The sequence below is a fragment of the Chloracidobacterium thermophilum B genome (assembly GCF_000226295.1).
Classification (GTDB): Bacteria; Acidobacteriota; Blastocatellia; order Chloracidobacteriales; family Chloracidobacteriaceae; genus Chloracidobacterium; species Chloracidobacterium thermophilum.
Genome location: NC_016025.1, coordinates 106,226 through 128,646 on the forward strand (window position 1 = coordinate 106,226; position 22,421 = coordinate 128,646).

General features: G+C 60.2%; 16 protein-coding genes and 2 pseudogenes. 8 read left to right on the forward strand and 10 right to left on the reverse strand.

All coding sequences use genetic code 11. The features are described 5' to 3' along the window. Positions 1-63 precede the first annotated feature (63 nt). Both CABTHER_RS11535 and CABTHER_RS16095 read left to right on the forward strand, forming a co-directional pair. Positions 64-1,452, forward strand: a complete 1,389-nt coding sequence (locus CABTHER_RS11535; protein ID WP_014100826.1) for a B12-binding domain-containing radical SAM protein — start codon at positions 64-66, stop codon at positions 1,450-1,452. A 73-nt stretch (positions 1,453-1,525) separates the two neighbouring features. Continuing rightward, positions 1,526-2,944, forward strand: coding sequence for a B12-binding domain-containing radical SAM protein (locus tag CABTHER_RS16095; protein WP_014100827.1), 1,419 nt, complete (start codon positions 1,526-1,528; stop codon positions 2,942-2,944). 130 nt (positions 2,945-3,074) lie between these two features. Here the strand turns inward: CABTHER_RS16095 and CABTHER_RS11545 are convergent, their stop codons facing one another. The 9 genes and pseudogenes from CABTHER_RS11545 to CABTHER_RS11580 all read right to left on the reverse strand — a co-directional run bounded on the left by CABTHER_RS11545 (position 3,075) and on the right by CABTHER_RS11580 (position 10,423). After that, a complete protein-coding gene (locus CABTHER_RS11545) occupies positions 3,075-3,599 on the reverse strand; it encodes a KdsC family phosphatase (protein ID WP_014100828.1) in 525 nt (174 codons plus the stop codon). An 18-nt stretch (positions 3,600-3,617) separates the two neighbouring features. Next, entirely contained in the window at positions 3,618-4,115 is a 498-nt protein-coding gene (locus CABTHER_RS11550; RefSeq protein ID WP_014100829.1) for an SET domain-containing protein, read from the reverse strand. A gap of 38 nt (positions 4,116-4,153) precedes the next feature. Next, a complete protein-coding gene (locus tag CABTHER_RS17580) occupies positions 4,154-4,762 on the reverse strand; it encodes an RNA-guided endonuclease InsQ/TnpB family protein (protein ID WP_014100830.1) in 609 nt (202 codons plus the stop codon). Between the two features lie 70 nt (positions 4,763-4,832). After that, positions 4,833-5,489: pseudogene (locus CABTHER_RS17585) on the reverse strand (RNA-guided endonuclease InsQ/TnpB family protein); the annotation flags it as partial. Beyond that, positions 5,483-6,130: pseudogene (locus CABTHER_RS16720) on the reverse strand (IS607 family transposase); the annotation flags it as partial. The pseudogenes CABTHER_RS17585 and CABTHER_RS16720, both read right to left, overlap by 7 nt. Positions 6,131-6,252: 122 nt before the next feature. Further along, positions 6,253-6,927, reverse strand: a complete 675-nt coding sequence (locus CABTHER_RS16100) for a hypothetical protein (RefSeq protein WP_014100833.1) — start codon at positions 6,925-6,927, stop codon at positions 6,253-6,255. Positions 6,928-7,040: 113 nt separating this feature from the next. Beyond that, a complete protein-coding gene (gene dnaB / locus CABTHER_RS11570; RefSeq protein WP_228374102.1) occupies positions 7,041-8,465 on the reverse strand; it encodes a replicative DNA helicase in 1,425 nt (474 codons plus the stop codon). Positions 8,466-8,689: 224 nt separating this feature from the next. Then, positions 8,690-9,025, reverse strand: coding sequence for a hypothetical protein (locus CABTHER_RS11575; protein WP_014100835.1), 336 nt, complete (start codon positions 9,023-9,025; stop codon positions 8,690-8,692). A gap of 141 nt (positions 9,026-9,166) precedes the next feature. Next, complete coding sequence (locus CABTHER_RS11580) at positions 9,167-10,423, reverse strand: M20 metallopeptidase family protein (protein WP_014100836.1); 1,257 nt, start codon at positions 10,421-10,423, stop codon at positions 9,167-9,169. Between the two features lie 184 nt (positions 10,424-10,607). Here CABTHER_RS11580 and CABTHER_RS11585 point away from each other — a divergent pair, with 184 nt between their 5' ends. From CABTHER_RS11585 to CABTHER_RS11595, 3 genes are all read left to right on the forward strand, one after another. Then, on the forward strand, positions 10,608-11,543 hold the full coding sequence (locus CABTHER_RS11585) for a CAP domain-containing protein (protein ID WP_014100837.1): 936 nt from the start codon (positions 10,608-10,610) through the stop codon (positions 11,541-11,543). Between the two features lie 345 nt (positions 11,544-11,888). Further along, entirely contained in the window at positions 11,889-15,062 is a 3,174-nt protein-coding gene (locus CABTHER_RS11590; RefSeq protein ID WP_014100838.1) for a TonB-dependent receptor, read from the forward strand. 112 nt (positions 15,063-15,174) lie between these two features. Beyond that, the gene (locus tag CABTHER_RS11595) at positions 15,175-16,878 is read left to right on the forward strand and encodes a hypothetical protein (protein WP_148264082.1); all 1,704 of its coding nucleotides are present in this window, start codon (positions 15,175-15,177) and stop codon (positions 16,876-16,878) included. Between the two features lie 11 nt (positions 16,879-16,889). Here CABTHER_RS11595 and CABTHER_RS11600 read toward each other — a convergent pair whose 3' ends face one another. Next, positions 16,890-18,728, reverse strand: coding sequence for a M61 family metallopeptidase (locus tag CABTHER_RS11600; RefSeq protein ID WP_228374103.1), 1,839 nt, complete (start codon positions 18,726-18,728; stop codon positions 16,890-16,892). Positions 18,729-18,912: 184 nt separating this feature from the next. On the opposite strand from CABTHER_RS11600, the gene CABTHER_RS11605 reads away from it, so the two are divergent. From CABTHER_RS11605 to CABTHER_RS11615, 3 genes are all read left to right on the forward strand, one after another. Then, on the forward strand, positions 18,913-19,722 hold the full coding sequence (locus tag CABTHER_RS11605; protein WP_014100841.1) for a CbbQ/NirQ/NorQ/GpvN family protein: 810 nt from the start codon (positions 18,913-18,915) through the stop codon (positions 19,720-19,722). 193 nt (positions 19,723-19,915) lie between these two features. Next, positions 19,916-21,415 carry an aldehyde dehydrogenase family protein gene (locus tag CABTHER_RS11610; RefSeq protein WP_014100842.1) on the forward strand — a complete coding sequence of 500 codons (1,500 nt, stop codon included), beginning with the start codon at positions 19,916-19,918 and terminating at the stop codon, positions 21,413-21,415. A gap of 105 nt (positions 21,416-21,520) precedes the next feature. Continuing rightward, positions 21,521-22,384: an SDR family oxidoreductase gene (locus tag CABTHER_RS11615; RefSeq protein WP_014100843.1), complete on the forward strand. Its 864-nt coding sequence runs from the start codon at positions 21,521-21,523 to the stop codon at positions 22,382-22,384. Positions 22,385-22,421: the final 37 nt, after the last annotated feature.

Below are 22,421 nucleotides of genomic sequence, written 5' to 3' on the forward strand. Positions count from 1 at the left end.
ACCTGTATGGCATCAGTTGTTTGAATCAATCAGGGATTACTGTCATAGGGAGAAAACATCGCCATGAGGAAAAAGCCCAAGTGCTTGTTTGTCAACCCCCCGGTCATCGAGAAGGTAGCCGAACGCTTCAGCTTCATCAGCATGCCGTTGGCTATTCTCTACATTGGCACGTTCATCCAGTCGCACGGCTACGAAGTTGAACTCTGTGATATGAACGCTGGCCAGGAGCCTGTCTTCGGGGATGACATTGATATCGTTGGCATCTCCTGTGACACAGTGAAATATACGGTTGGGATGCGGGTGGCCAAGGCGGCCAAGGCGGCCGGAAAGTATGTGGTGATGGGGGGAACGCATCCCACTTTTGACGATGAAGCCACCTTGCGCTCCGGCTACGTGGATGTCGTCGTGCGGAGTGAAGGGGAGTATCAAATGCTGGAAATCGTCCAGCAGTTTGAGGCCAACGGCAAGGTTGATCCTTCGACCATCAAGGGTGTTTCCTGGCTCGATGGCGACCAATTTGTGCGCAATCCGCCGATGCCGTTCATCAAAGACCTTGACAGCCTGCCGATTCCCAACCGGGAACTGCTGGATGTGCCGCGCTACTGGAAACAGACCCGCTCCTGGTTGGGGAGATTCGCTGATCCGGTTTACAACATTTCAGGCTCACGGGGCTGCCCCTATGACTGCTCGTTCTGCATTGTGACGGCCAACTACGGGGCCAAGTGGCGGTATCGTTCGGTTGACTCGATTATGCAGGAAATCGAGGAAGGTTTTTACAAGTACAAGTACCGGACATTTTTCTTTACGGATGACATTTTCAATGCCAGTCCAAAGCGTGCCATGGCGATTTCACAGGCCATCATTGATGCCGGTCTGGCAGACAAAATCAAATGGACAGCGCAGTGCGTCACCAACATTTTTGTGAAGTTCCCGGAAGTCGTCGAAATCATGGCTGCGGCCGGCTGCATGGGCGTCATCATGGGGATTGAGTCCATGGACCCGGAAACCCTCAAGGACTACAACAAGACGGCAACCAGCGACGACAATGCCGAGTGCATCCGCCTGTTGAAAAAGCACGGGATTGCTTCGATGGCTTCGATCATCATCGGGCATCCAAAAGAAACCCGTGAGTCACTCCAGGCGACGATGAAGTACATGTGCGACCTCAACCCCGAAATGCTTTGGATTAACATCCTGACGCCTTACGTCGGCACGACCATGCGGCGTGAATTCATTCAGTCGGGAAGGCTGCTGCCGAATCTGTCCTGGGAAGACTATGACATCTCACATGTGACCTTCAAACTGGACCATCTCGAAGCCTGGGAAATTGAAGTCACGCGCAAGGCCATGACGGCGATGTATTACACCCGTCCGAGATACATTCTGGAGAATCTTCCACGTCTGTTTTTTGGAAAAGTGCCTACGCCCGTGGTGAAACAGGCTGCCTGCTGATGACCTGTGGGAGCGCGTCATCCGGGCCTGTGGCTCAACTTTTTGCATCCCTCCAAGGAGACCCCTCGTTGCCATGCCTGTCGTCGTTCAAATCAAGCGTCGCAAGAAACTCGGCCAGCATCGTCCGCTCAACATCCGGTTGGTTTTGCCCCGGTACTACAACCCGGAAAAAGGACAGCAGCACAAGCCGTTCATGATTTTTCCAAACATCGTCCTGCCGACGCTGGCGGCGATTACGCCGGCACCGCACAAGGTGACGATTGTGGATGAGAATGTTGAGGAATTGCATATCCCTGACGACACCGACCTGGTGGCGATCACGACCTACACCCGCAACGTCCAGCGTGGCTACCAGATTGCGGATGAGTGCCGGGCACGGGGCATTCCGGTCGTCATGGGGGGCATTCACGTCAGCTTCATGATTGAAGAGGCGCTTCAGCACTGCGATGCCGTGGTGTCCGGCGAAGGGGAAGCCCTCTGGCCGCAAATTCTCGAAGATGTGCAGAATGACGACCTCAAGCCGGTGTATCAGGGGGGGCATTCGCAGGATTTGAATGAGTTGCCGGTGCCACGCTGGGACCTGCTCAAACTCGAACGTTACTTCAAGCCCATTCCCACGCTGAAGATGCCCATCATGAGCATTCAGACCTCCCGTGGGTGTCCGCACAAGTGTGACTTCTGTACGGTGCCGGTCTTTGCCGGCGGTAAGATGCGCTACCGTGACCCGGCGCATCTGCTGCGCGAAATTGATGCCTACGGGGCAGAATTTTTCTCGATTGCCGATGACAACCTCATCGTCAATCCCGATGCGGCGGCACAACTGTTCAAGACCCTGGCCAAGCGTAAGCTGAGCTGGTTTGGATTTTTTGACACCCAATCCATCAAGCGGCCGGAGTTGGTGGAGTTGGCCGCCAAGTCCGGTTGCCGCCGGGCCTTTCTGGGCATTGAAAGTATCCACCCGAACGAACTGGCCTCGGTGAACAAAAAGTTCAACCGGCCGGAGAAGTACGAAGAACTCATCCGCCTCTTTCACCGGAACGGCATTGCCGTGGATGTCGGCATTCTTTTCGGATTTGAGGATGAGACCGTCGAGAGCACACTGGAGACCATCGAAGAACTCAAACGGTGCAACGTGGAGACGGCCATCTTCTCCGTGATGACGCCCTTTCCGGGAACGGCGCTCTACCAGCGCACGAAGGATAAGCTGCTGCACACCGACTGGGACCGTTACACGGGTGAGGAAGTCGTCTGGGTGCGCGAAGGGACAGATGCCGAGCAGACCCGCCGGTTGTTGCAGCTTGCCTTCGAGCAGTTCTATTCCGTGCCTTCCATTTACAAACGGGTGCTGTCGCCACGCTCCCATGCCCAGCGCAAGCTGCTGGCGACCATTTCCAATCTCCGTTTCCGCAGCATCATCAAGCATCGGTTCCCAGAGCCGCTCCCGCCGGATTTCCTGCGCAGCGCCCGCCAGGCCCGTCTGGCTTATGCCTGATGTGGCTGGCCGCTGTCCGGTGCCACCAGCCGCAGCCGCCCGTCTGTGTTCCAGGATATGGACGGGCTTTTTTGGTTGTGCGGTGTAGCCGGTGCCGGCTGAAGTGTCGCGGAGACGCCCCAGGTGAGGTTCAGGCAAGAAAAAGAAACTCGGCGTTCCACTTGCCCTGTGCTTTGAGAATCAGCTCAATGGCTTCCCGGACGGCCCCGCGCCCGCCTGTCCGGGTGGTGACGTAGTGGGCCGCCTGTTTGACTTCCAAGACGGCGTTGGCTACAGCAATCGCCAACCCGACCTGCTGCATCACCGGGACATCCGGCAGGTCATCGCCGATGAAGGCTACCGCCTGCCGGGGGATTGCGTGGGCCGTCAGCAGTTCGGTCAGCGCCTGGGCCTTGTCGCTGGTGGCCTGGCAGAGGAATTCGATGCCGGTTTCGCGCGCCCGCTGTTCGAGCGCCGGTGAGTGCCGCCCGGTGATGACGCCGGTCCGAATGCCGGCCCGCCTGGCCAGTTTGAGTCCGTGACCATCCTGTGAGTTGAAGCTTTTGAGTTCCGTTCCATCCGGGAGAAGATGGATGAAACCTTCGGTCAGCACGCCGTCGCAATCCATCAGCAGCAGACCGATATGGCGGGCGCGTTCCGCCAGGGGATCGCTCATAGGCAGCCCTCCAGGTTGTCAGACAAAGGGAGGTTTGCAGGTGGGGCTGAAGGTTGAATGTGAGAGGGACCGCCCCACCAGTGTTCCCCGACAGCGCGGCGCGCCACAAAAGCAGGGGTAGTCCCGCCGCCAGGTTTCAGGGTCTCCATCGGCAACTTGCAGGTGATAGTCCATGGTCAGTTCGACGCCTGGCGGGATGTCCGTAATCGCCTCGATAAAAACGCGGCCACTGGCTTCCTGGAGGCTTTCACAGTTGGGTTCGCAGGAGTGGTTGATGTAGCGCGCCAGGTTGCCGAAGCGACCGCCATCCAGGACCGTGTGTTCGTCCAGGATAAAGAGAAACGTATGGGTCGTCCGCTCCAGTTTGCGCGCATAGCGCCGGTCGGCTTCTTCCCGGCTGATGCGTTCGCCACGGTATTCAATGATGCGGGTGCGGGCTTTGATGAACGTTGTGGCAAAGACGCCCCAGCCATGAATGGATGAACGACGTAACTCGCAAAGGTGATGGCGTTGCATAGCGCCTCTGGCAACAGGGAGAAGCAGGGATACTGCTATCAAGAATGTGCGCAAAAGTGCGCACGGTTCTCTTCCTGCCCCGACGTGTCCTGTTGACCACCGTCGTATCTGACAGGCGTGACTTTCCCGACTACGGCGGGGACGGTCCCCGCCGCAGCGCCGCCATTGCTGGACGGACTCGCCACGGGTAGGGCAGTTTCGGTTGCCAGCCGTTTCAGGTTCAGCGCCGCATTGAGGTCACGGTCATGGTGCGCACCACATTGAGCACACACCCATGTTCGATCTCTCAATGTCAGCGCCTCGTTCTTCCAGCCACAGATGGAGCACAGTCGGCTACCTGGATACCAGCGATCAGCGATGGTAAGCTGAGTACCGTAGCGCCGGGCCTTGTATTCCAACTGCGAGCGCAACATCCCAAAACCCACGTCAGAGATGGCGCGGGCGACTTTCTCGTTCTGCAGCATCCCTTTGACGTTTAAATCCTCGATCACCAACGCTTGGTTTTCGCGGCAGAGTCGAGTCGTGAGCTTGTGGGTGAAATCCGCTCGGATATTGGCCATGCGGGCATAGAGCCGTGCCAATATCGCAGCGGACTTCTGCCGGTTTGTTCGATACCGGCAGGCGCGTTCTTTCAGGCAGGCGGGCATGGCGTTCAAATCCGGCTGCCTTCCTGGCGGCTTCCAGCTTGCGGCTGAGACGTCGGCTACGGATTTCCAGACGGCGCAGCGCTGCTTTGAGCGGCTTTGGCGCCTCGATGACTTCACCGCTGGAGATCGTTGCGGCAGCCTTGATGCCCAGGTCAATGCCGTTGACCTCGTGCGACGTGCGACGCCGATAAAATTGCGCATCAGGCACCTCGACCTGTATGGCCACAAACCAACGATCCGCGGTGCGAGAAACCGTTGCGCCCAAAATCCTGCCCGCGAAGCGCAGCTCCTTGGTCATGGCGACTTCACCGATCCTGGGCAGACGGATCGTCTTGCCTTCCAGGGTGAACTTGTCGTTGGCAACATAAAAGCTGTCGCGGCAACGACCCTTTTTCTTGAGCCGTGGCTCGTGCGCTTCTTTGCCCCCCTTGGCGAAGAACCGTTCCCAGGCTTTGGCGAGATTCCTGAACGGCTGGGCGTGGGCATCCCGGTGAATGTCTTGCAACCAAGGCCGACCGTTCTCATCGAGCCACTGCGGGTCGGTGTACTTGATGGCGTTGAACTGTTTTTTGAGCGCCATGGCGTTTGGCCTGCCGCCTGCCGCGTATTGCCTGTTCCACTCATTGAGCGCCCAGTTCCAAACACGCCGCGCCGTGCCGCAGGCGCGCTTGAAGCAGTCCACCTGCTCAGGAGTCGGACAAAGAGCGATCTTGTGGGTTGGTTGCATTGTTGGGCCTTTTTGACGTCATTCGCATCCTGTTTCAGCGCTTCATCCAACTTCTTTCGATAGTTCCTCAAACCGTACAGCCGGGACGAAAAACAGCGCACGATGGTCATTAAGTCTTGCACCATTTCCTGTTCGGGAGACAGCCGTTCCTGGTTGAGGACCAGCACTTCGCAGCCATGGGTTTGGGCGTAATGTTCGAACCACTCAAAGCCGAAACGGGTGAGGCGGTCCCGGTGAGCGAGAATCAGCATCCTGACTTCCCGTCGCCCGATCTCGTCCATAAGGGCCAGAAACCGCTTGCGCCTGAAGTCCAGCCCGCTGCCCACTTCCCCGATAAACCCGACCCCCGCCAATCCCTTCGCCACCACGAACTCTTCCAGCACTTTGCGCTGATTCGCCAGGTCCGGCTTCTGCGCCGCACTCGATACCCGACAGTAGGCGACAAGCTTTGTTGGCGCATGGTTGGCCTGCCGCAAACCGATGAACTCACGGACCTGCGTCTCAGTGTAGAGGCGGCGGTTGCTGTCCGTTCGGGCCACCGGAATCAGCCTTCCTTCGCGTTCCCAACGCTGCAACGTCTTGACCGGGACACCAAGGAGTTTTGCCGCCTTGCCTGTGCTTATAGTGCTTTCCATGGGCATTATTATACACTATCGCGTACTATACGGCAAGCTAGAGTCCGGCTCCCGGTCGCAGCAAGCAGGGCCACACTTCCGGGAGCCACCGGCTGACAGTTTTGTGAAGAAGTTTCCGGTCAGCGGATTCAGGTCATCGGAATCGTGGACGCACCACTGGGTTGCCAGCAAATCCGAAACCGGCACTCCGGTGCCCCTTCGCGCCGACAGCCCGTGATGGTGACTTCAGGGTGAATGCCGCCACACAACTCGACGGCGCGGCGGAAATAGCCAATACCTGACTGGCAGTACTGTGACGGCGGTGCTGTGTCATACGCCAGGCAGACCGTGCCGGCGCGAACCAACCCCGTTTTGTTTTCCGGCTCATAGCGCGCACTGCCAAAGGTCTGGAACGTGGGGGAGACAACAGCCGAAAGCTGGAGAAAGCCCTCCACATCCCGCTGCACCAGGCTTTCGTAGGTGCCGCCGATGTTGAGTTCAGCGGAAAATGCGCCCAGCGCCTCCAGCAGGTCGGGTGTGGTCGCACCCAGTTCCGCCACAATTGCGGCGTCGAGCCGGATGAGCAACCCCAGCTCATACCACTCGCCCACAAAGACGGTTTTGGTGAGAACGGCACGATCCGCTTCGCCAAGGCTCTGCAGGATGTGCTTGAGCGTGGCAATGCCATGCTTCATTTGCAGGTACAGCAAACGTGACTTGATAAGGCTGCCCTGAACTTTCCAGTGGCGAACCGTGGAGAGCTGGGCGGCGCGCTCATCATCTGTAACGGGGCGGCAGCAGATGGGGCGTGGCAGGGTATCCATGGGCGGACTCCGCAAGCTTGAGTGGACAGAATTTTTACCTGTGGACAGCAGGATGTCTTGACATGAGGTGGGTGACGGTACGGGGGGAAACCGTCAGGACTTTGGCCACCACTTCATAAGTCTTCTTCCCAGAGGTTGTCAAAGCGGGTGCAGGCTTTGATGAAGGTCAGTTCAACCGTGCCCGTAGGGCCGTTGCGCTGTTTGGCGACAATGAGTTCCGCCCGCCCGGCATTGTCTTCTGTGGGGTTATACATCTCTTCGCGGAAAATAAACGCCACAACATCCGCATCCTGCTCGATGCTGCCGCTTTCACGTAAATCCGACAGGATCGGACGGTGGTCGGAGCGATTTTCTGACGCACGGCTGAGCTGGGACAGGGCAATCAACGGAATGTCGAGTTCCTTGGCCAGCCCCTTCAGATCGCGGGAAATCTGGGAAACTTCCGTCTGGCGGTTTTCGTGCCGTCCGCGGGCCCGCACGAGTTGCAGGTAATCCACAATGAGCAGATCAAGGCCGTGCTGCGCCTTGAGCCGCCGCGCCTTGGCACGCATCTCAGCGACCGAAATGCCTGGTGTGTCGTCAATGAAGATGGGGGCGGTCGTGAGTTCCTGGAGGGCTTCGGCGAGTTTTCGCCATTCCTCACGGCTCAGGTAGCCGCTCCGCAACCGCTGTGAATCCACGCGGCTCTGGGCGCACAGCAGGCGCATCACCAGCGATTCCTTGGACATTTCCAGGGAAAAGATGCCCACCCGCTTGCCGTCCGCCACGGCTGCATGCTGTGCGATATTGAGACAGAAGGCCGTTTTGCCCGCCGACGGCCGCGCCGCGACGATAATAAGGTCTGATGGCTGAAGGCCATTCGTCAGGCGGTCGAAGTCGGTAAATCCTGTGGCCAGCCCCGTCAGGCGGCCGCTGTTGCTCTGGGCGGCTTCAACCTGTTGGAGCTGTGTGCGGGCCACCTCGGCCACCGGTACGAAGCCACTGCGGATACGGGCTTCCCCGACCTCGAAAATACTGCGCTCCAGCTCGTCAATGATGCTGTGCGCGTCCTGTTCTTCCAGTCGGCAGGCCCGGATGCCGGCCTGACAGATGTCAATGGCCCGGCGGAGCATGGACTTGTCTTTGACAGTTTTGGCATAGGCCTCGAGGTTGGCCGGGATGGCATAGGCATCCAGCAGCGCCGAAAGGGCAGGGATGCCGCCGACTTTGTCGAGCTGACCCCGCTGGCGCAGGAGTGTGGCCAAAGTGGTCGGATCAATCGGCTGTCCGGTTTCCGACAGCTCGCGCATGGCCGCAAAAATCTGCTGGTGACTGGGCCGGAAGAAGTCTTCCGGCTGGAGCAGTTCCAGCGCCTCGTGGCACACCTCGTTGTCCAGCAGAATTGAAGCCAGAATGCTGCGCTCGGCGTCCAGGTCGTGCGGCAGGGTGAAGCTTTCTTCCGTGGTTTTGGCGTCGGCTTTGGACCGCCCCTTCGGAGAACCCGTGTAGAAGGCGAGCATGGGACCTTCGGAGTCGGTTTTGCCTGATCGTCCTGACATACTGGGCCTGACGTGGGGCAAAAGGGCGCAGGTCTGACCTCCAAGGTGAAGAACAGACGGCTGTGCCCGGTGTCGCTTGAACCTGGTTTCCCAAACGACGCTTGACGGATGGCGCGCCGGGCCCGGCAGGTCAGGCCCCGGCGCGGGTACATATCGTATGGTCCCTGGCAAACCGTACCAGACCCGCGGCTGGACAGCATACCGGTTCTTTGTGGGCGTAAGGCTCAGCACGGATAAGCCGGCGGATGAAATTCCTCCGGGAACAGCGGAGTGACGTTGACACTCCAGTAGCTGTCAGAGCGCTCCAGGCTGCCCACCGCCAGGATGATCAGGTGATTCATGCCGACGACCAGTGTACCGGCTGACCCTACAATGAGAAATCCCTGCTCTTCGAGCGCCTCCCGGGCCGAGCGATTTTTTTTCTCACAGAACGGTACAACAAAACCCTCCTGCAGGGCCTGTTTCCAGCGTGACAGCAGGGCAAAGGCGTAGGATTCAAGTCCGCCCACCGCAAGGGCTTCCGCCTTGGGAAAGGTTGCCTCCCAGAATTGCATGTTCATGGCCACACCTCGTACGCTCACCCGGAACGGACAAGCTCGTCAGTGGTTATCGGCAAGTCGTGCTGTCATTGGCATGCGTGCGTTGTCGGGTTGGGGACAGTTGTCAAAGATGTCGTTCTCAGAGGTCAGAGCTGCTGTTGACTAAGCGGCCAGAAAATCCAGTGCCAGCGCAGACATTGCCCGCACGCCGGTGGCAATACAGACTTCATCCACCGCAAACCTGGGGGTGTGGATGTCGCCCTCAATACCGGCCGCAGGATTGGAAACGCCCAGCGAATAAAACATCGCTGGCACGGCGCAGGCAAAGTAGGCAAAGTCTTCGGCACCCATCCGTGGGGCATGCTCAATCACGCGCTCGGCGCCGATCACCCGCTGGAGTGTCGGCAGCATCTGCCTGACCAGCGACTGGTCATTGACCAGTGGTGGAACGAGCCGTTCATAGCGAATGTCGCAACTGGCTCCGCTGCCGGCTGCCGCATTTGAGACGATCTGGTGAATCAGGTGCTCAGTCTCGGTCCGCACGGTTTCGTCAAAAGCCCGTACCGTGCCTTCCATGACAACTTCATCAGCGACAATGTTGTAGCGCCGTCCGCCCTGCATCCGTCCGACCGTCAACACCATCGGCTGCTGGGCGTCAATCATCCGGCTGCGGATGGTCTGAAGCATCATGACGATGGTCGAAGCCACGACGATGGCATCCACGCCCCGGTGCGGATAGGCCCCGTGGGCCATGCGCCCTCGGACGGTGATGGTAAACCGGTCACAGCTCGACATCATCACGCCCTCGTTGTAACCAAGCTGTCCGGCGGCCAGCGGCGGGTAGCAGTGCAGGGCAAACATGGCGTCCGGGCGCTGGGGTTCCAGCGCGCCTTCGTCCAGCATCAGCTTGGCCCCACCTGCCTCGCCCGGCGGCGGCCCTTCTTCGGCCGGCTGGAAGAAGAAGCGAACGGTACCGCAGAAGTGCTGGCGCAGCCGTGCGAGCACCTCTGCCGTACCCAAGGCCACCGTCATGTGAACGTCGTGGCCGCAGGCATGCATCACGCCCGGCACGGTTGAGGCAAAGGGCAGTCCCGGTGGTTCGTCAATGGGCAGGGCGTCCATATCGGCCCGGATGCCGACGACCTTGCCGGGCTGCCGGCCGTGGAGCGTGGCCACGATGCCGTGGTGGGCAACGTTTGTGCGCAGCTCAAAGCCGCCGATTTCACGCAACCGGTGAACCAGAAAGCGCGAGGTGCGGACTTCGCGGTTGGAAAGTTCCGGGTGCTGGTGCAGTTCGCGCCGGGTGGCAATGAGCCGGGGTTCGAGGTGGGCTACCAGATCGGCCACATACCGGTCACGGTGTTTGACCGAATCTAACGAGCGCGGGTGAGTGGAAGTGGTGACAGCGTCATCGGGCATGGTCTTGCAAACGGTGATTCACGATTTCAAACGGCATTTCGGAGAAGTTCCATTGAGAAATAGTCCAATGGTAATCTTACCTGCGCCCGCTGGAAATCATACTTTGCAAAAACGGTCAGTCCACTGCGGCTGGGCGTGCAGTGCAGGTTGGATTGGACGCGCAGCGCGGGGAGGTCGCAGACGCATGCGGTGCAGGTTAGCCGGCTGGTGGTTTCTGGTGTTGGTGCTGCTGCCTGGGGCGCACCCTGAATCGGCAGTGGACGCCGCCGGGGCGCAAACCACAAATGAAACGAAGGTGGACTTCGACCGTATCCAGCGCGAACTGCTGGATGTCATCAACGCCCAGCGCGCGCGGGCCGGTGCGCCGCCTGTCGCGCTCGATGACCTCGCCGGTCAGGTTGCCGAAGCCCATGCACAGGAGATGGCACAGTACAACTACCTGAGCCACTGGAACCGCGATGGCTTCCTGCCCTACATGCGCTACGGGCTGCGGGGTGGGACGGCCTACTGCGCCGAAAATGTCTCCATGCTTTCGGGGTTGTCACCACGTGCCGGCACGGCCGAAGTCAGGGAAGCCATCCTCCAGCTTCAGCAGTCCATGCACGATGAAACGCCACCCAATGACGGGCATCGCCGTACGATCCTTAACCCGGAGCATACCCACGTCGGTCTGGGCCTGGCGGTGGTTGGGAAGGAGCTGCGCTTGGCACAGGAGTTTCTGAGCCGCTACATCCGCTTTGAACCGCTGCCCACCAAGGCCCGGCCAGGCGACCGGTTGAATGTCGTCGGACAGGTGCTCAACCCGGATGCGTATGCCTTCTATGCTGCCGCGGTATATCACGAGCCGCTGCCCCAGCCGCTGACGCTCGAACGTCTCCGCCAGCCGCGCCCCTATGCCCTGCCGGAAACCTCCCGCATGCTCAAACCCCGCCTCACCGACGGTTCGCAATATACCGATGGCAAGACCGGGGAAGTTGAAGTCGGCGCTGGCGGGCGCTTCAAATTCGAGTTGTCTTTTCCCAAACGCGAGCCGGGCGTCTATACGACCCTCGTCTTCGTGCAGCGCGGCGTCAAGGGCAAACCCTTCCCGGCAGGAAGTCTCTGCTTCTGGGTCGAGTAGCGGGGGCTTGGCCGGTAATGAAATTTTCGTAGGACAACTCAAGTTTTTGGATGTCGCTCCGAAATTCTACATCCCCGGTGCCGGGCTGCATCCCCGGCCATACCTGCAAGCGGGTGGCGCACGACCGAAGTTGCGCTATAAAATCAGACTCTACAACATTTTACGTTTTTACCTGAGTTACCTCCCCGTGTCTCCAGCGTCGGCGATGACCTCTTCCGTGCCGGTTGGCGATGGTTTGGTAAGGTAACGTCTGTGTGGCATCAAAGTTGCCCCTACCTGTCCGGGCAAAACCGGCAGCCAAAACAAGCCGAGTGGTTTTCTGCGCAGCAGAGAGGAGAAAGCAGTATGACGAACTGGATGAGTCGTCTGGTGTACGCCGTCGTCCTGGTGTTCGGGTTGGTGACGGCAGGTTATGCCCAACTCGACACCGGAACGATCACCGGGACGGTAGCCGATGAATCCAAGGCCGTGGTTGGCAACGCCACCGTCACCGTGCGCAATGTCCGTACAGGACTGACCCGCACGACCCAGACGGATGGCGAAGGTCGCTTCCGTTTCAGCAGCCTGCCTGTTGGGGGCTATGAGTTGACGGTGGAAGCCGCCGGACAGGCCAAGTATGTCCAGCAGGGCATCGAACTGCTGGTCAACCAGGTGGCAGTGTTGGAAATCGAGTTGAGAGTCGCGGCAACCCAGGAAGTTATCACGGTCACGGGCGATGCCTCGATTCTGAACACCACGAACGCTGAAGTCAGCACCCGTTTTGACTCCAAGCGGCTGATGAACCTGCCATTTGCGACGAATGGCAACGTGTACAACATCCTGCTGTCTGTTCCGGGCATCAGCCAGCTTGGTTCCGGGCAGACCGGGTTTGCCAACGGCATCAGCTTTTCGGCCAACGGGGGTCGCGTCCGCTCCAACAACTTCATGGTGGACGGGCAGGACCTCAACGACCCCAGCGTGGCTGGTGTGCAGCAGCCGCTCAACAACCCTGATCTCATTCAGGAAGTGCGTATCATCACGAGCCAGTTTGCGCCGGAGTTCGGACGCAACAGCGGTTCGGTGGTCAACATGATCACCAAGAGCGGCTCGAACGAGTTTCACGGTTCTTTGTTCTGGTTCAACAACAACAATGCGCTCAATGCACGGAGCAACCTCGACAAGCGGGCCGGGCGGACGGAAGCCCCCTTCCGCATCGAAAACCGCATCGGTGGCTCCCTGGGCGGTCCGATCTGGCGCAACAAAACCTTCTTTTTCGGGACGCTTCAGCGGTGGACCGACCGGGCGCTGGGTGCGGGCTTCACGCTGAACGGCGCGCCGACGGAAGCCGGCCGGCAGGTGTTGCAGTCCGCAGCCGGAGACCGTCCGCAGGTTGCGGCCCTGCTGCGCTTCCTCCCTCCGGCGCAGGCGCCGATTGGCCGCAGCGAGAGTTTTACCATTGGCAACCAGACCTTTACCGTGCCGCTGGGGTCGCTGACCGGTTCGGCGTCGCAGAAGTTTGACAACTGGCAGTGGTCCACCCGGGTTGACCACCAGTTTGATGAGCGCAACCGGATTTCGGGCAGTTTTCTGTTCAACGACCAGCTTTCGTCGGGTTTTGGACAGGTGACGCCGCCGGGGCTGACAACCCGCGTGAAATCCCGTCAGCAGGCGCTCAATCTCACCTGGACGCACATTTTTTCGCCGCGTTGGATCAATGAGTTCCGCGCGGCATACAACCGCTTCAACTCTGTCACCAATGCCAGCGACCCATCTTCCCAGGAAATTCCCTCCATTGAGATCAACTCGCTGGGGATGCTTGGCTTCAATGCCGCGCCCAGCCGGACGGCTATCGGCTTGGCCGTCAACCTGCCGCAGGCGCGTACGAACAACACCTACCAGTTTCAGGATGTAATGACCTACACGGTGGGCAATCACACCATGAAGTTCGGTGTGGAAGTGACCAACCGGGATGTGCGGAGCTTCTTCTTCCCGACGATTCGCGGGCGGTTGCAGTACACAACGCTCCAGAACTTCGTCAACGACGTGGCCCAGATTGCCCAGATCAACCTGCCGCTGCGCGGCGGACAGGCCATTCAGTACTATGACTTCACGGATGTTTTCGCCTTCTGGCAGGACGAGTGGCGCATCCGGCCCAACTTCACCATCACTTACGGGTTGCGCTACGAGACGCCGGGCAATCCTATGGAAAACCTCTACCGCCTCAATGATCGCATTGTGGCGGCCAACGGCAACGATCCGAACTTCCGTCTCCAGGAGCGTCCCGGACGCGACACCAACAACTTCCAGCCGCGTTTCGGTTTCAACTGGAATCCACGGACACAGGCGGACGGCATCTGGGGTGCGATCACCGGCGGCGACAAGCTGGTGGTGCGGGGCGGTTATGCCCGGACATTCGATGCTTCCTTCCTCAACATTGCGCTCAACGTCGGCACGGCGTCACCGTTTGCCGCAACGGTAACGTTGCCTTCCAATGGGGCTTTTGCCGCGCTGCGCGCCGTACAGCCTTTTAGCGGCAATCCCCGCCTGCTGGCGGCGACGATTGTTGCGCCGGATTTTCGCTCGCCTTTCTCTGAGCAGTTCAGCCTTGAAGTGCAGCGTGAGTTGACGCGCGACGTTGTGATGCGTGTCGCGTACGTTGGGACGAAAGGCACGGCGCTCTTCCAGACGGTTGACGGCAACCCGAATCGTCCCCGGACGACTCCACCGACATCAACCGACCCGAATGTCCGCCTTGACCCGACTCGTGGCCCGGTGCGCCTGCGGGCCAATGCGGCCTCTTCGATTTACCACTCGCTCCAGATCAGTGTGGACAAGCGACTGAGCCGTGATTTCAGCGCCGGCGTGCACTACACCTGGAGCAAGTTCATTGACGAGGCTTCGGAGATATTCAACCCCTCGACGGGTGAAATTGCGCTCCCACAGGATTCGTTCAACCGCCGGGCTGACCGTGCCGTGTCAAGCTATGACCGGACGCACCGTCTGACGGGTAACTTTGTTTACGAATTTCCTTTCTTCAAAACTCAGCAGGGTGTCGTTGGGCGGTTGCTTGGTGGGTGGCAGACCTCCGGGTTTATCACCTTCCAGAGCGGCGCGCCGTTTACGGTGCTCAACGGTTCAGACCCACTTCAGTCGCTGGCTGGCATCAATGCGCTGGTAGGCGATCCGATCCGTCCGAACCTCAACACAACCCGCAATCTCAGCCGCATGACGGTGGCTGAAATCCTGCGGGCCGGGGGCGCGAGCCTGTTTGCACCCCTGCGTCCGGGGCAGCGCGTTGGTGACGCCGGGCGCAACATTCTGCGCGCCGACGGGATTGGCAACGTTGACCTGAGCATTGCCAAGAATACGCGCATCGTGGAAGGGCATAACATCCAGTTGCGGGTGGACTTCTTCAACATGACGAACACGCGCAACTTTGGGATTCCGAACGCCATCCGCACGTCGGCAGCCTTCCTCAACCAGTGGGGCACCGACGGCGGCAACCGGCGCATCGTGTTTGCTTTGCGTTATTCCTTCTGAGTCGTCCTTTCTTTGGTTGGTGACGACACCCCCGTGCAGCCGCCTGCTGCACGGGGTCTTTTTTTCGGTGGTGGCTTGACAGGTTGCATTCCTCTGGTATGACCGGCCCTGCATGACGCCAACCACAATTCGCCCTATGTCCTATCGGCTCGTCGCCGGGTCGCCAATGCTGACCGTTTTGATCTTTCTGGCGGCACTGGTGGCATTGGTGATTGGTTGGAAAACCTTCTGGTTTCTGACGGACGACGCCTACATTGCCTTTCGCTACGTCAGCAACTACCGGCTCGGTTACGGGCTGGTGTGGAATCCGCCGCCCTTTCGGCCGGTCGAGGGCTACACGAGCTTTCTGTGGGTGATGTTGCTCGCGTGGGTCTGGAAGGTCACAGGCTTCGATCCGCCGACAGCCGCCAACTACCTTGCGCTGGCCTGTGGCGTGCTGACGCTGGTGTTGACCGGCGTGGCCGTGCTGCAGCTTCCACTGCGGCCTTCCCTGGCTGCCGGACGCCACGCTTTGCTGGCAGCGGTGTTCATCGGCCTGTTGAGCAACCGGACGTTTCTCGCCTGGACGAGTTCGGGCCTCGAAACGGCCCTGTTCAACGCGCTTTTGCTGGCCTGGATGCTGGCCTGGTGGTGGCTGCCGCGTGGAACACCCGCACGTCTGGCCGTGGTGGCCACCCTGGCATCTTTGGTCTATCTGACCCGCCCCGATGGGCTGCTTTTCGTCCTGGCTTCAGTGGCGCTGTTTGCCGCCGATGCCTGGTGTCGGGAGGGCCGGTGGCGTGCTGCGGACTGGCTCGCTGTCATGCCCCTGCTGCTCATCCCGGCGCATCTGCTCTGGCGGAAGTCCTTTTACGGTGAGTGGCTGCCAAATACCCACTATGCCAAATCGGACCCGCGCTGGCTCTGGGTGATGAGCGGTCTGCGGTATGCGCTTTCCTTCATCATCGAGTACGCCCTCTGGTTCTGGATCGCGCTGGCGCTGGCGACGGTCTGGGTGGGGATACGCCGTCGCATGTTCGTCATGGGCTGGCTGCGGGAGCATCCGGCGCATCTGGAAAGCGCCATGGGCTGGAGCATCATCGGACTCAGCATCGGGGCGCAGGTGGCTTACTACACGCTGGTCATCGGCGGTGACCACTTCGAGTTTCGCGTGTACAGCCACCTGCTGCCGCTCATCTTTCTGAGCGCCCTCTGGATGCTGAATGCGCTTCAGTTCCGGTTTGGCTCGGCCGTCATCTTTCTGGCGCTCTTTCTGGCCGCTTCCCTCGTCATTCCGTGGACGCACTGGCTGGCAACGAAGGACCGCATGACGCGCGAAGCCACCAGTTACATGAAGGTTTCCGTCGCCGACGCCCTGGCGCAGCGTGTTCCAGCCCTGCCGGACATCGTTCTGGCTTATGTCCGCCTGTATGACCGCTTGCAGTTCTGGCTCATTGACCATGCCGCATGTATGCGCCACCAGGAACACAAGGGCTTTCACATGTTTCTGATGCAGGTGCTGCCGCCGCGCGCGGTTGGGGAAAAGGTACGGGACGATGCCTATCCGGTTGTGACCCAGACTTCCGTCGGTGTCATGGCGTGGGTGTTACCCTATGTCAACGTCATAGACGAGCATGGTCTGAACGATTACGTCATCGCCCGCAACCGGCAGGCGACGGGGAACCTCATGGCGCACTTCCGCAGCCCGCCGCCCGGATACCTGGAGTGCTTCCGCCCGAACGTGGCGATTCGGAACGGTCACGTCACCATTCTCCCACGGGACGTTCCGCTCACCGCCGATGACATCCGGCGCTGCGAGGAGAGTTTCAGACCCTGACGCGAGGCTTTTCACTCGCCACGCAATGCCACCCGCAGCGCCTTCTGGGCCGGAGTTGGGTTGGGCAGGGGGCCGACGGCCACATCGAGCGTGGTGATAACCTCCGGGGTCAGAGTGACGGTCAGGGGGCGTTTTTCCCGGAGGACCGTCAGCTTGACCGCTTTCTGCGGCTGAAGGGTGGACAGCACCGCCGCAAAATCGGCTTCACTGCGGACAGGTTTGCCGGCCACGGTGCGCAGCAGGTCACCTTCTTCAAGGTCAGATTCCCCGGCCGGCGAATCGGGATCAATCTCGACGATTTCCAGTCCGGCCGGTGTGGCTTCCAACTCGAAGCCGAAATCGAGTTCCGTCATGGGTTCGGCCAGCATGGCCATGCCCATGTGGTTCAGGGCCGTCTCCAGCGGCAGCTCGTCCGTTCCTTCCACGTAGCGCCGGAACCAGCTTTCCAGGTCTGTCCCAGCCAACTTGCTGGCCGTGGCTATGATGTCCTCGTGCCGGTAGCCCTGGCTTTCGGGCGGAAAATCCCGCATAAGCTGCCGCATGAGGTCGTCGAGACCGCGTGCATTTGACGTACGGGTGCGGATTTCAATGTCGAGCAGCAGCCCGACGATAAAACCCTTGCGGTAGTAATCGAGCGGGATGTCCTCGAAGCTGCTCGTGCCGGTCAGCCACGTGCCGATGGACGCTTCGGCCAGACTGACCTGCCCGGCGGCCGGGTTGTTGGCCAGATAGGTCAGGGTGCTGCGGATGGCTTCATCGAAATCGGCCGCGGAAATCAGTCCGGCCCGCCGCAGCCCGCGCCAGGCATAGTATTCCGTGACACCCTCGGCAAACCACAACTGCGGCGTGTACAGCTCGCGGTCAAGTGTGTAGTCGGCAAACTCCCGTGGCCTGAGACGTTTGACGTTCCACGCATGGAAGAACTCATGCGCCGTCACTACCAGCCAGTTCTTCGTCTGGGGCTGGTCGAGCAGGTCTTCCGGCGCGTAGTTGATAAGGGTTCCGTTGGCGTGTTCGAGGCCTTCCAGCCGCTCGTCGTCTTCGTCGGCGAAGGGCAGGTACTGGAACATGTACTGCTCGAAGGGCAGGCCGCCCATCAGGTCGGCGTAGGTTTCAATGATGGTTGTCACAGCCTTCTGCAACCCGGCCGGGTCTTTGGGCGGGCGCGTCGTGACAATGGCAATGGGTTTGTTCCGTACCGAAATGTCCAGGCGCGTCAACCTGCCAACCGCAATTGGGGCGTCAATGAGTGCGTCATAGCTTTCAGCCGTGTAACTCTGGTCAGCGCGGCGGGGTAGCGGCAGAGCCGCCTGCCAGCCCTGGGGAAGGTGGAAGGTAAGCGTTGCGGGCCAGTGTCGTCCATCCGGGACGTAGAGCAACGTTGCCGCGCCGGCAAGCTGCCCGTAATCCGGGCCAAGCCAGTTGGAATCCACGCTCTGGCGGTCGCACAGCAGTCCATACCGCAGGATGACCGTGGACTGTCCGGCACATCGGACGCGCCAGGTCTGTTTGTCCCGTCGCCGCAGCAGCAGCGGTTGCCCATCAGGGCCCTGGGCCGTCAACTCGAAGAGATGTTTGGCGTGGTTGAGAATTTCGTAGGAACCCGGCGTCCAGGCCGGAAGGGCGACATCCAGGGTTTCGCGCCCGTCAAGGTTGTGAATCGTCATTTCGATGCGCGCTTCGTCGTCGCCGGGCGCGCTGATGGTGATGCGGTAGTCCACCGTCGGCTGCGCCACGGCCAGCAGCGGCGTCCAGCCGAGCAGAAAAAACCAGAGCAGAAGCTGCGACGGAAAACCTGCCGGTCGAAGGGGTAATGACCGGACACGAAACGTACGAACGGAAAAAGGCATCATTGGCAGACCTGATGTGAACAGAATGACCGGCGCGACGGATGCCTGATGACACCGGGATTGTCAAGCTGCCAATGGCCTACAGTCGTTGGTGGACGTTGCCCAAGCGGCTGTGAAAAACTGCGTTTCCCCAGTCCTGCCGGGGTCACTGCCCAGTGCCGCGAGAAAGTTCTTCGAGGAACGCATGCTCACCGAACGCGCCATCGAGAAGTACATCCTTGAAAAAGAGCCTTACTACCTGCCGGTCGGCAACGAGATCGAACTGTTTACGGCTGCCTATCAGGCCAAGCTGCCCGTCATGCTGAAGGGCCCGACCGGGTGCGGCAAAACCCGGTTTGTCGAGCACATGGCCTGGCGGTTCAAACGTCCGCTGGTGACGGTGGCCTGTCATGAAGACCTGTCCGCGACCGATCTGGTGGGCCGTTATCTGCTGGAGGGGGAAGAAACCGTCTGGCACGACGGCCCCCTGACGCTGGCCGTCAAGCATGGTGCCATGTGCTACCTGGATGAAGTCGTCGAAGCCCGCAAGGACACGCTGGTGCTCATTCACCCGCTCACCGATGACCGGCGTATCCTTCCGGTTGAAAAACGCCGCGTCGTCCTTGAAGCCCCGGATGAGTTTCAGTTCGTCATTTCCTACAATCCGGGCTACCAGAGTGTGCTCAAGGACCTGAAACAATCCACCCGGCAGCGTTTCGTCGCCATCGAGTTTGACTACCCGCCGTTTGACATTGAAGTGGCGATTGTGGCGCACGAGGGGCAGGTGGATGAATCCACGGCGCGCGATCTGGTGACGATTGGGCAGAAAGTGCGCAACCTGCGCGGGCATGGCCTTGAAGAAGGCGTGTCCACACGCCTGCTCGTCTATGCCGCACAACTCATCCGGGGCGGTATTTCGCCCGTCAGTGCCTGCACCGTAGCCATCGTCAACCCCATTACGGATGACCGCGACCTTCAGCGGAGCATCCAGGAAATCGTCACCACCGTCATTTAGCCCTTGTTCCTGCACCATAAGGTAAGCCGGCTGACATGACGCGCTGCGTTCTTGCGACGCTGTGCGTCATGTTGCGTCAGCGGAATGCACTCAAAAGGTTTTGCATTTTTCCCCGGAAAGTGTAAGTTTACTCACCCTGTCGGGTCCCAGCCTTCAAACTTTCCCCCACGCTTACGATCAAGGAGTTTCGCGTATGAGTGCACCGACTACCGCGACGTACGAAGTTGCGCCTGAAGTCAAATCCTTTGTCGAGAAAACGCATCACCTGCTGATTGACGGTCAGTGGGTTGAGGCCAAACGCGGTCAAGTGTTCAAAGTCTATAACCCGGCGAACGGAGAAGTGATTGCCCATGTCGCCGAAGGCAATGCCGAGGACATTGATCTGGCCGTCAAAGCAGCGCGGCGCGCCTTTGAGGAAGGCCCGTGGCGCAAAATGACACCCTCCGAGCGGGGACGGCTCATCTGGAAGCTGGCCGACCTGGTTGAGCAGCATCTGGAAGAGTTTGCCCAGCTCGAAACGCTTGACAATGGAAAGCCCCTGACGGTGTCGCGGGCAGCGGATGTGCCGCTGGCCGTGGATTTGTTCCGCTACATGGCCGGTTGGGCCACCAAGATCGAAGGCGAGACGATTCCGCTCTCTGTGCCGGGCGGCAACTATCTGGCCTACACGCTGCGGGAGCCGGTGGGGGTTGTCGGGCAGATCATTCCGTGGAACTTCCCGCTGCTGATGGCGGCCTGGAAACTTGGCCCGGCGCTGGCGGCGGGCTGTACAGTGGTGCTCAAGCCGGCCGAGGAAACGCCGCTTTCAGCGCTGCGGCTGGGTGAACTCATCCTGGAAGCCGGCTTCCCGCCGGGCGTGGTCAACATTGTGCCGGGGTACGGCGAAACGGCCGGGGCGGCGCTAGCCGCGCATCCCGACGTGGACAAGGTGGCTTTTACGGGTTCGACAGAAGTCGGCAAGCTCATCGTGCAGGCGGCAGCCGGCAACCTCAAGAAGGTCACGCTCGAACTCGGCGGCAAGTCACCCAACATCGTCTTCAAGGATGCCGACCTGTCGGTTGCCATTGAAGGCGCAGCCAACGCCATCTTCTTCAACCACGGTCAGTGCTGTGTGGCCGGTTCGCGGCTTTTCGTCGAGGAAGACATCTTTGACGATGTCGTGTCCGGCGTCAGTGAAATTGCCAAGCGGATTCGCGTCGGCGAGGGCTTCGATCCGGCAACCCAGATGGGGCCGCTTGTGTCCGAGACGCAGCTCCGGCGGGTGACGGGCTATCTCGAATCCGGTGAAAAGGATGGCGCCAAAGCCGTCGCCGGCGGACATCGCATCGGCGACAAGGGGTACTTCGTCGCGCCTACCGTGCTCACCGACGTGCGGGACGATATGAAGGTCGTGCAGGAAGAAATCTTCGGTCCCGTTGTGGCGGCGATGAAGTTTTCGGACATTCGGGAAGTCAGTGCCCGCGCCAACAACACGGTCTATGGGCTTGGGGCCGGCATCTGGACGCGCGACATCAGCAAGGCCCACGCTCTGGCAGCCGAAATCAAGGCCGGCACGGTGTGGATCAACTGCTACAACGTTTTTGATGCTGCGCTGCCCTTCGGCGGTTACAAGCAGTCGGGTTGGGGGCGTGAAATGGGCCACGCTGTGCTCAACGCCTACACCGAAACGAAATCGGTCTGCATCAAGCTCTGACCAGCGGCGGTCATCGGTTGGCAGATGACTGACGGGGCAGGTGGGCTTACCGCCTGCCCCAATCTCCAGAGGCTGTTCCTTTCCTGTTCGTGAAAGTCACGGGTTATGTTTGAAACCACATTGCTTGCTGGGAAAAACATTCTCATCACCGGCGGCGGCACGGGGCTGGGGCGCGTCATGGCGCTGCGTTTTGCCGAACTGGGGGCCCGGGTTGCCGTGCTGGGAAGACGGCCTGAACCGCTGGCCGAAGTCGTGCAACAGATTGAAGCCCAAGGTCGAGAAGCTATGGCAGTTTGCGCTGATGTTCGGGATGCTGCCCGTGTCAGTAGCGCTGTGGATGAGATCGTTGCACGCTTTGGCACGCTCGATGTGCTGGTCAACAATGCCGCCGGGAACTTTCTGGCGCTGACCGAGACCTTGTCGCCCAATGCCTTCAACGCCGTGGTGGGGATTGTGCTCAACGGCACGTTTCACTGCACGTCGGCGGTAGGGAAGCACATGATTGCCCAGGGGAAGGGAGGCTGCATTCTCAACATCGTGGCCACCTACGCCTGGACCGGTGCGGCTTACGTTGTGCCCTCGGTGTGCGCCAAGGCCGGTGTCCTGGCAATGACGCGCTCACTGGCAGTGGAATGGGGGCGCTATCGGATTCGGCTCAATGCCATTGCACCGGGGCCATTTCCGACCGAGGGGGCCTGGTCGCGGTTGATGCTGCCGGGGATGGAAGAGGAAGGGAAACGCCGCAACCCAACGGGTCGCTTCGGCGAGCCGCCCGAACTGGCCAACTTGGCAGCCTATCTCATCAGCGATGCCGCCAGCTACATCAACGGGGAATGTGTCACCATAGACGGCGGCGAATGGCTGATGGGGCAGTCGTTCAATACCCTGACGATGCTGCCACGCGACCAATTCCAGGCGCTGGCCGAGGCGCTTCGCCCCAGGAAATCTGATGCTTCTCCCGCCGGATGACGACTGGCTGAATCCGTCGCCCTCTGGCCGAACCCTG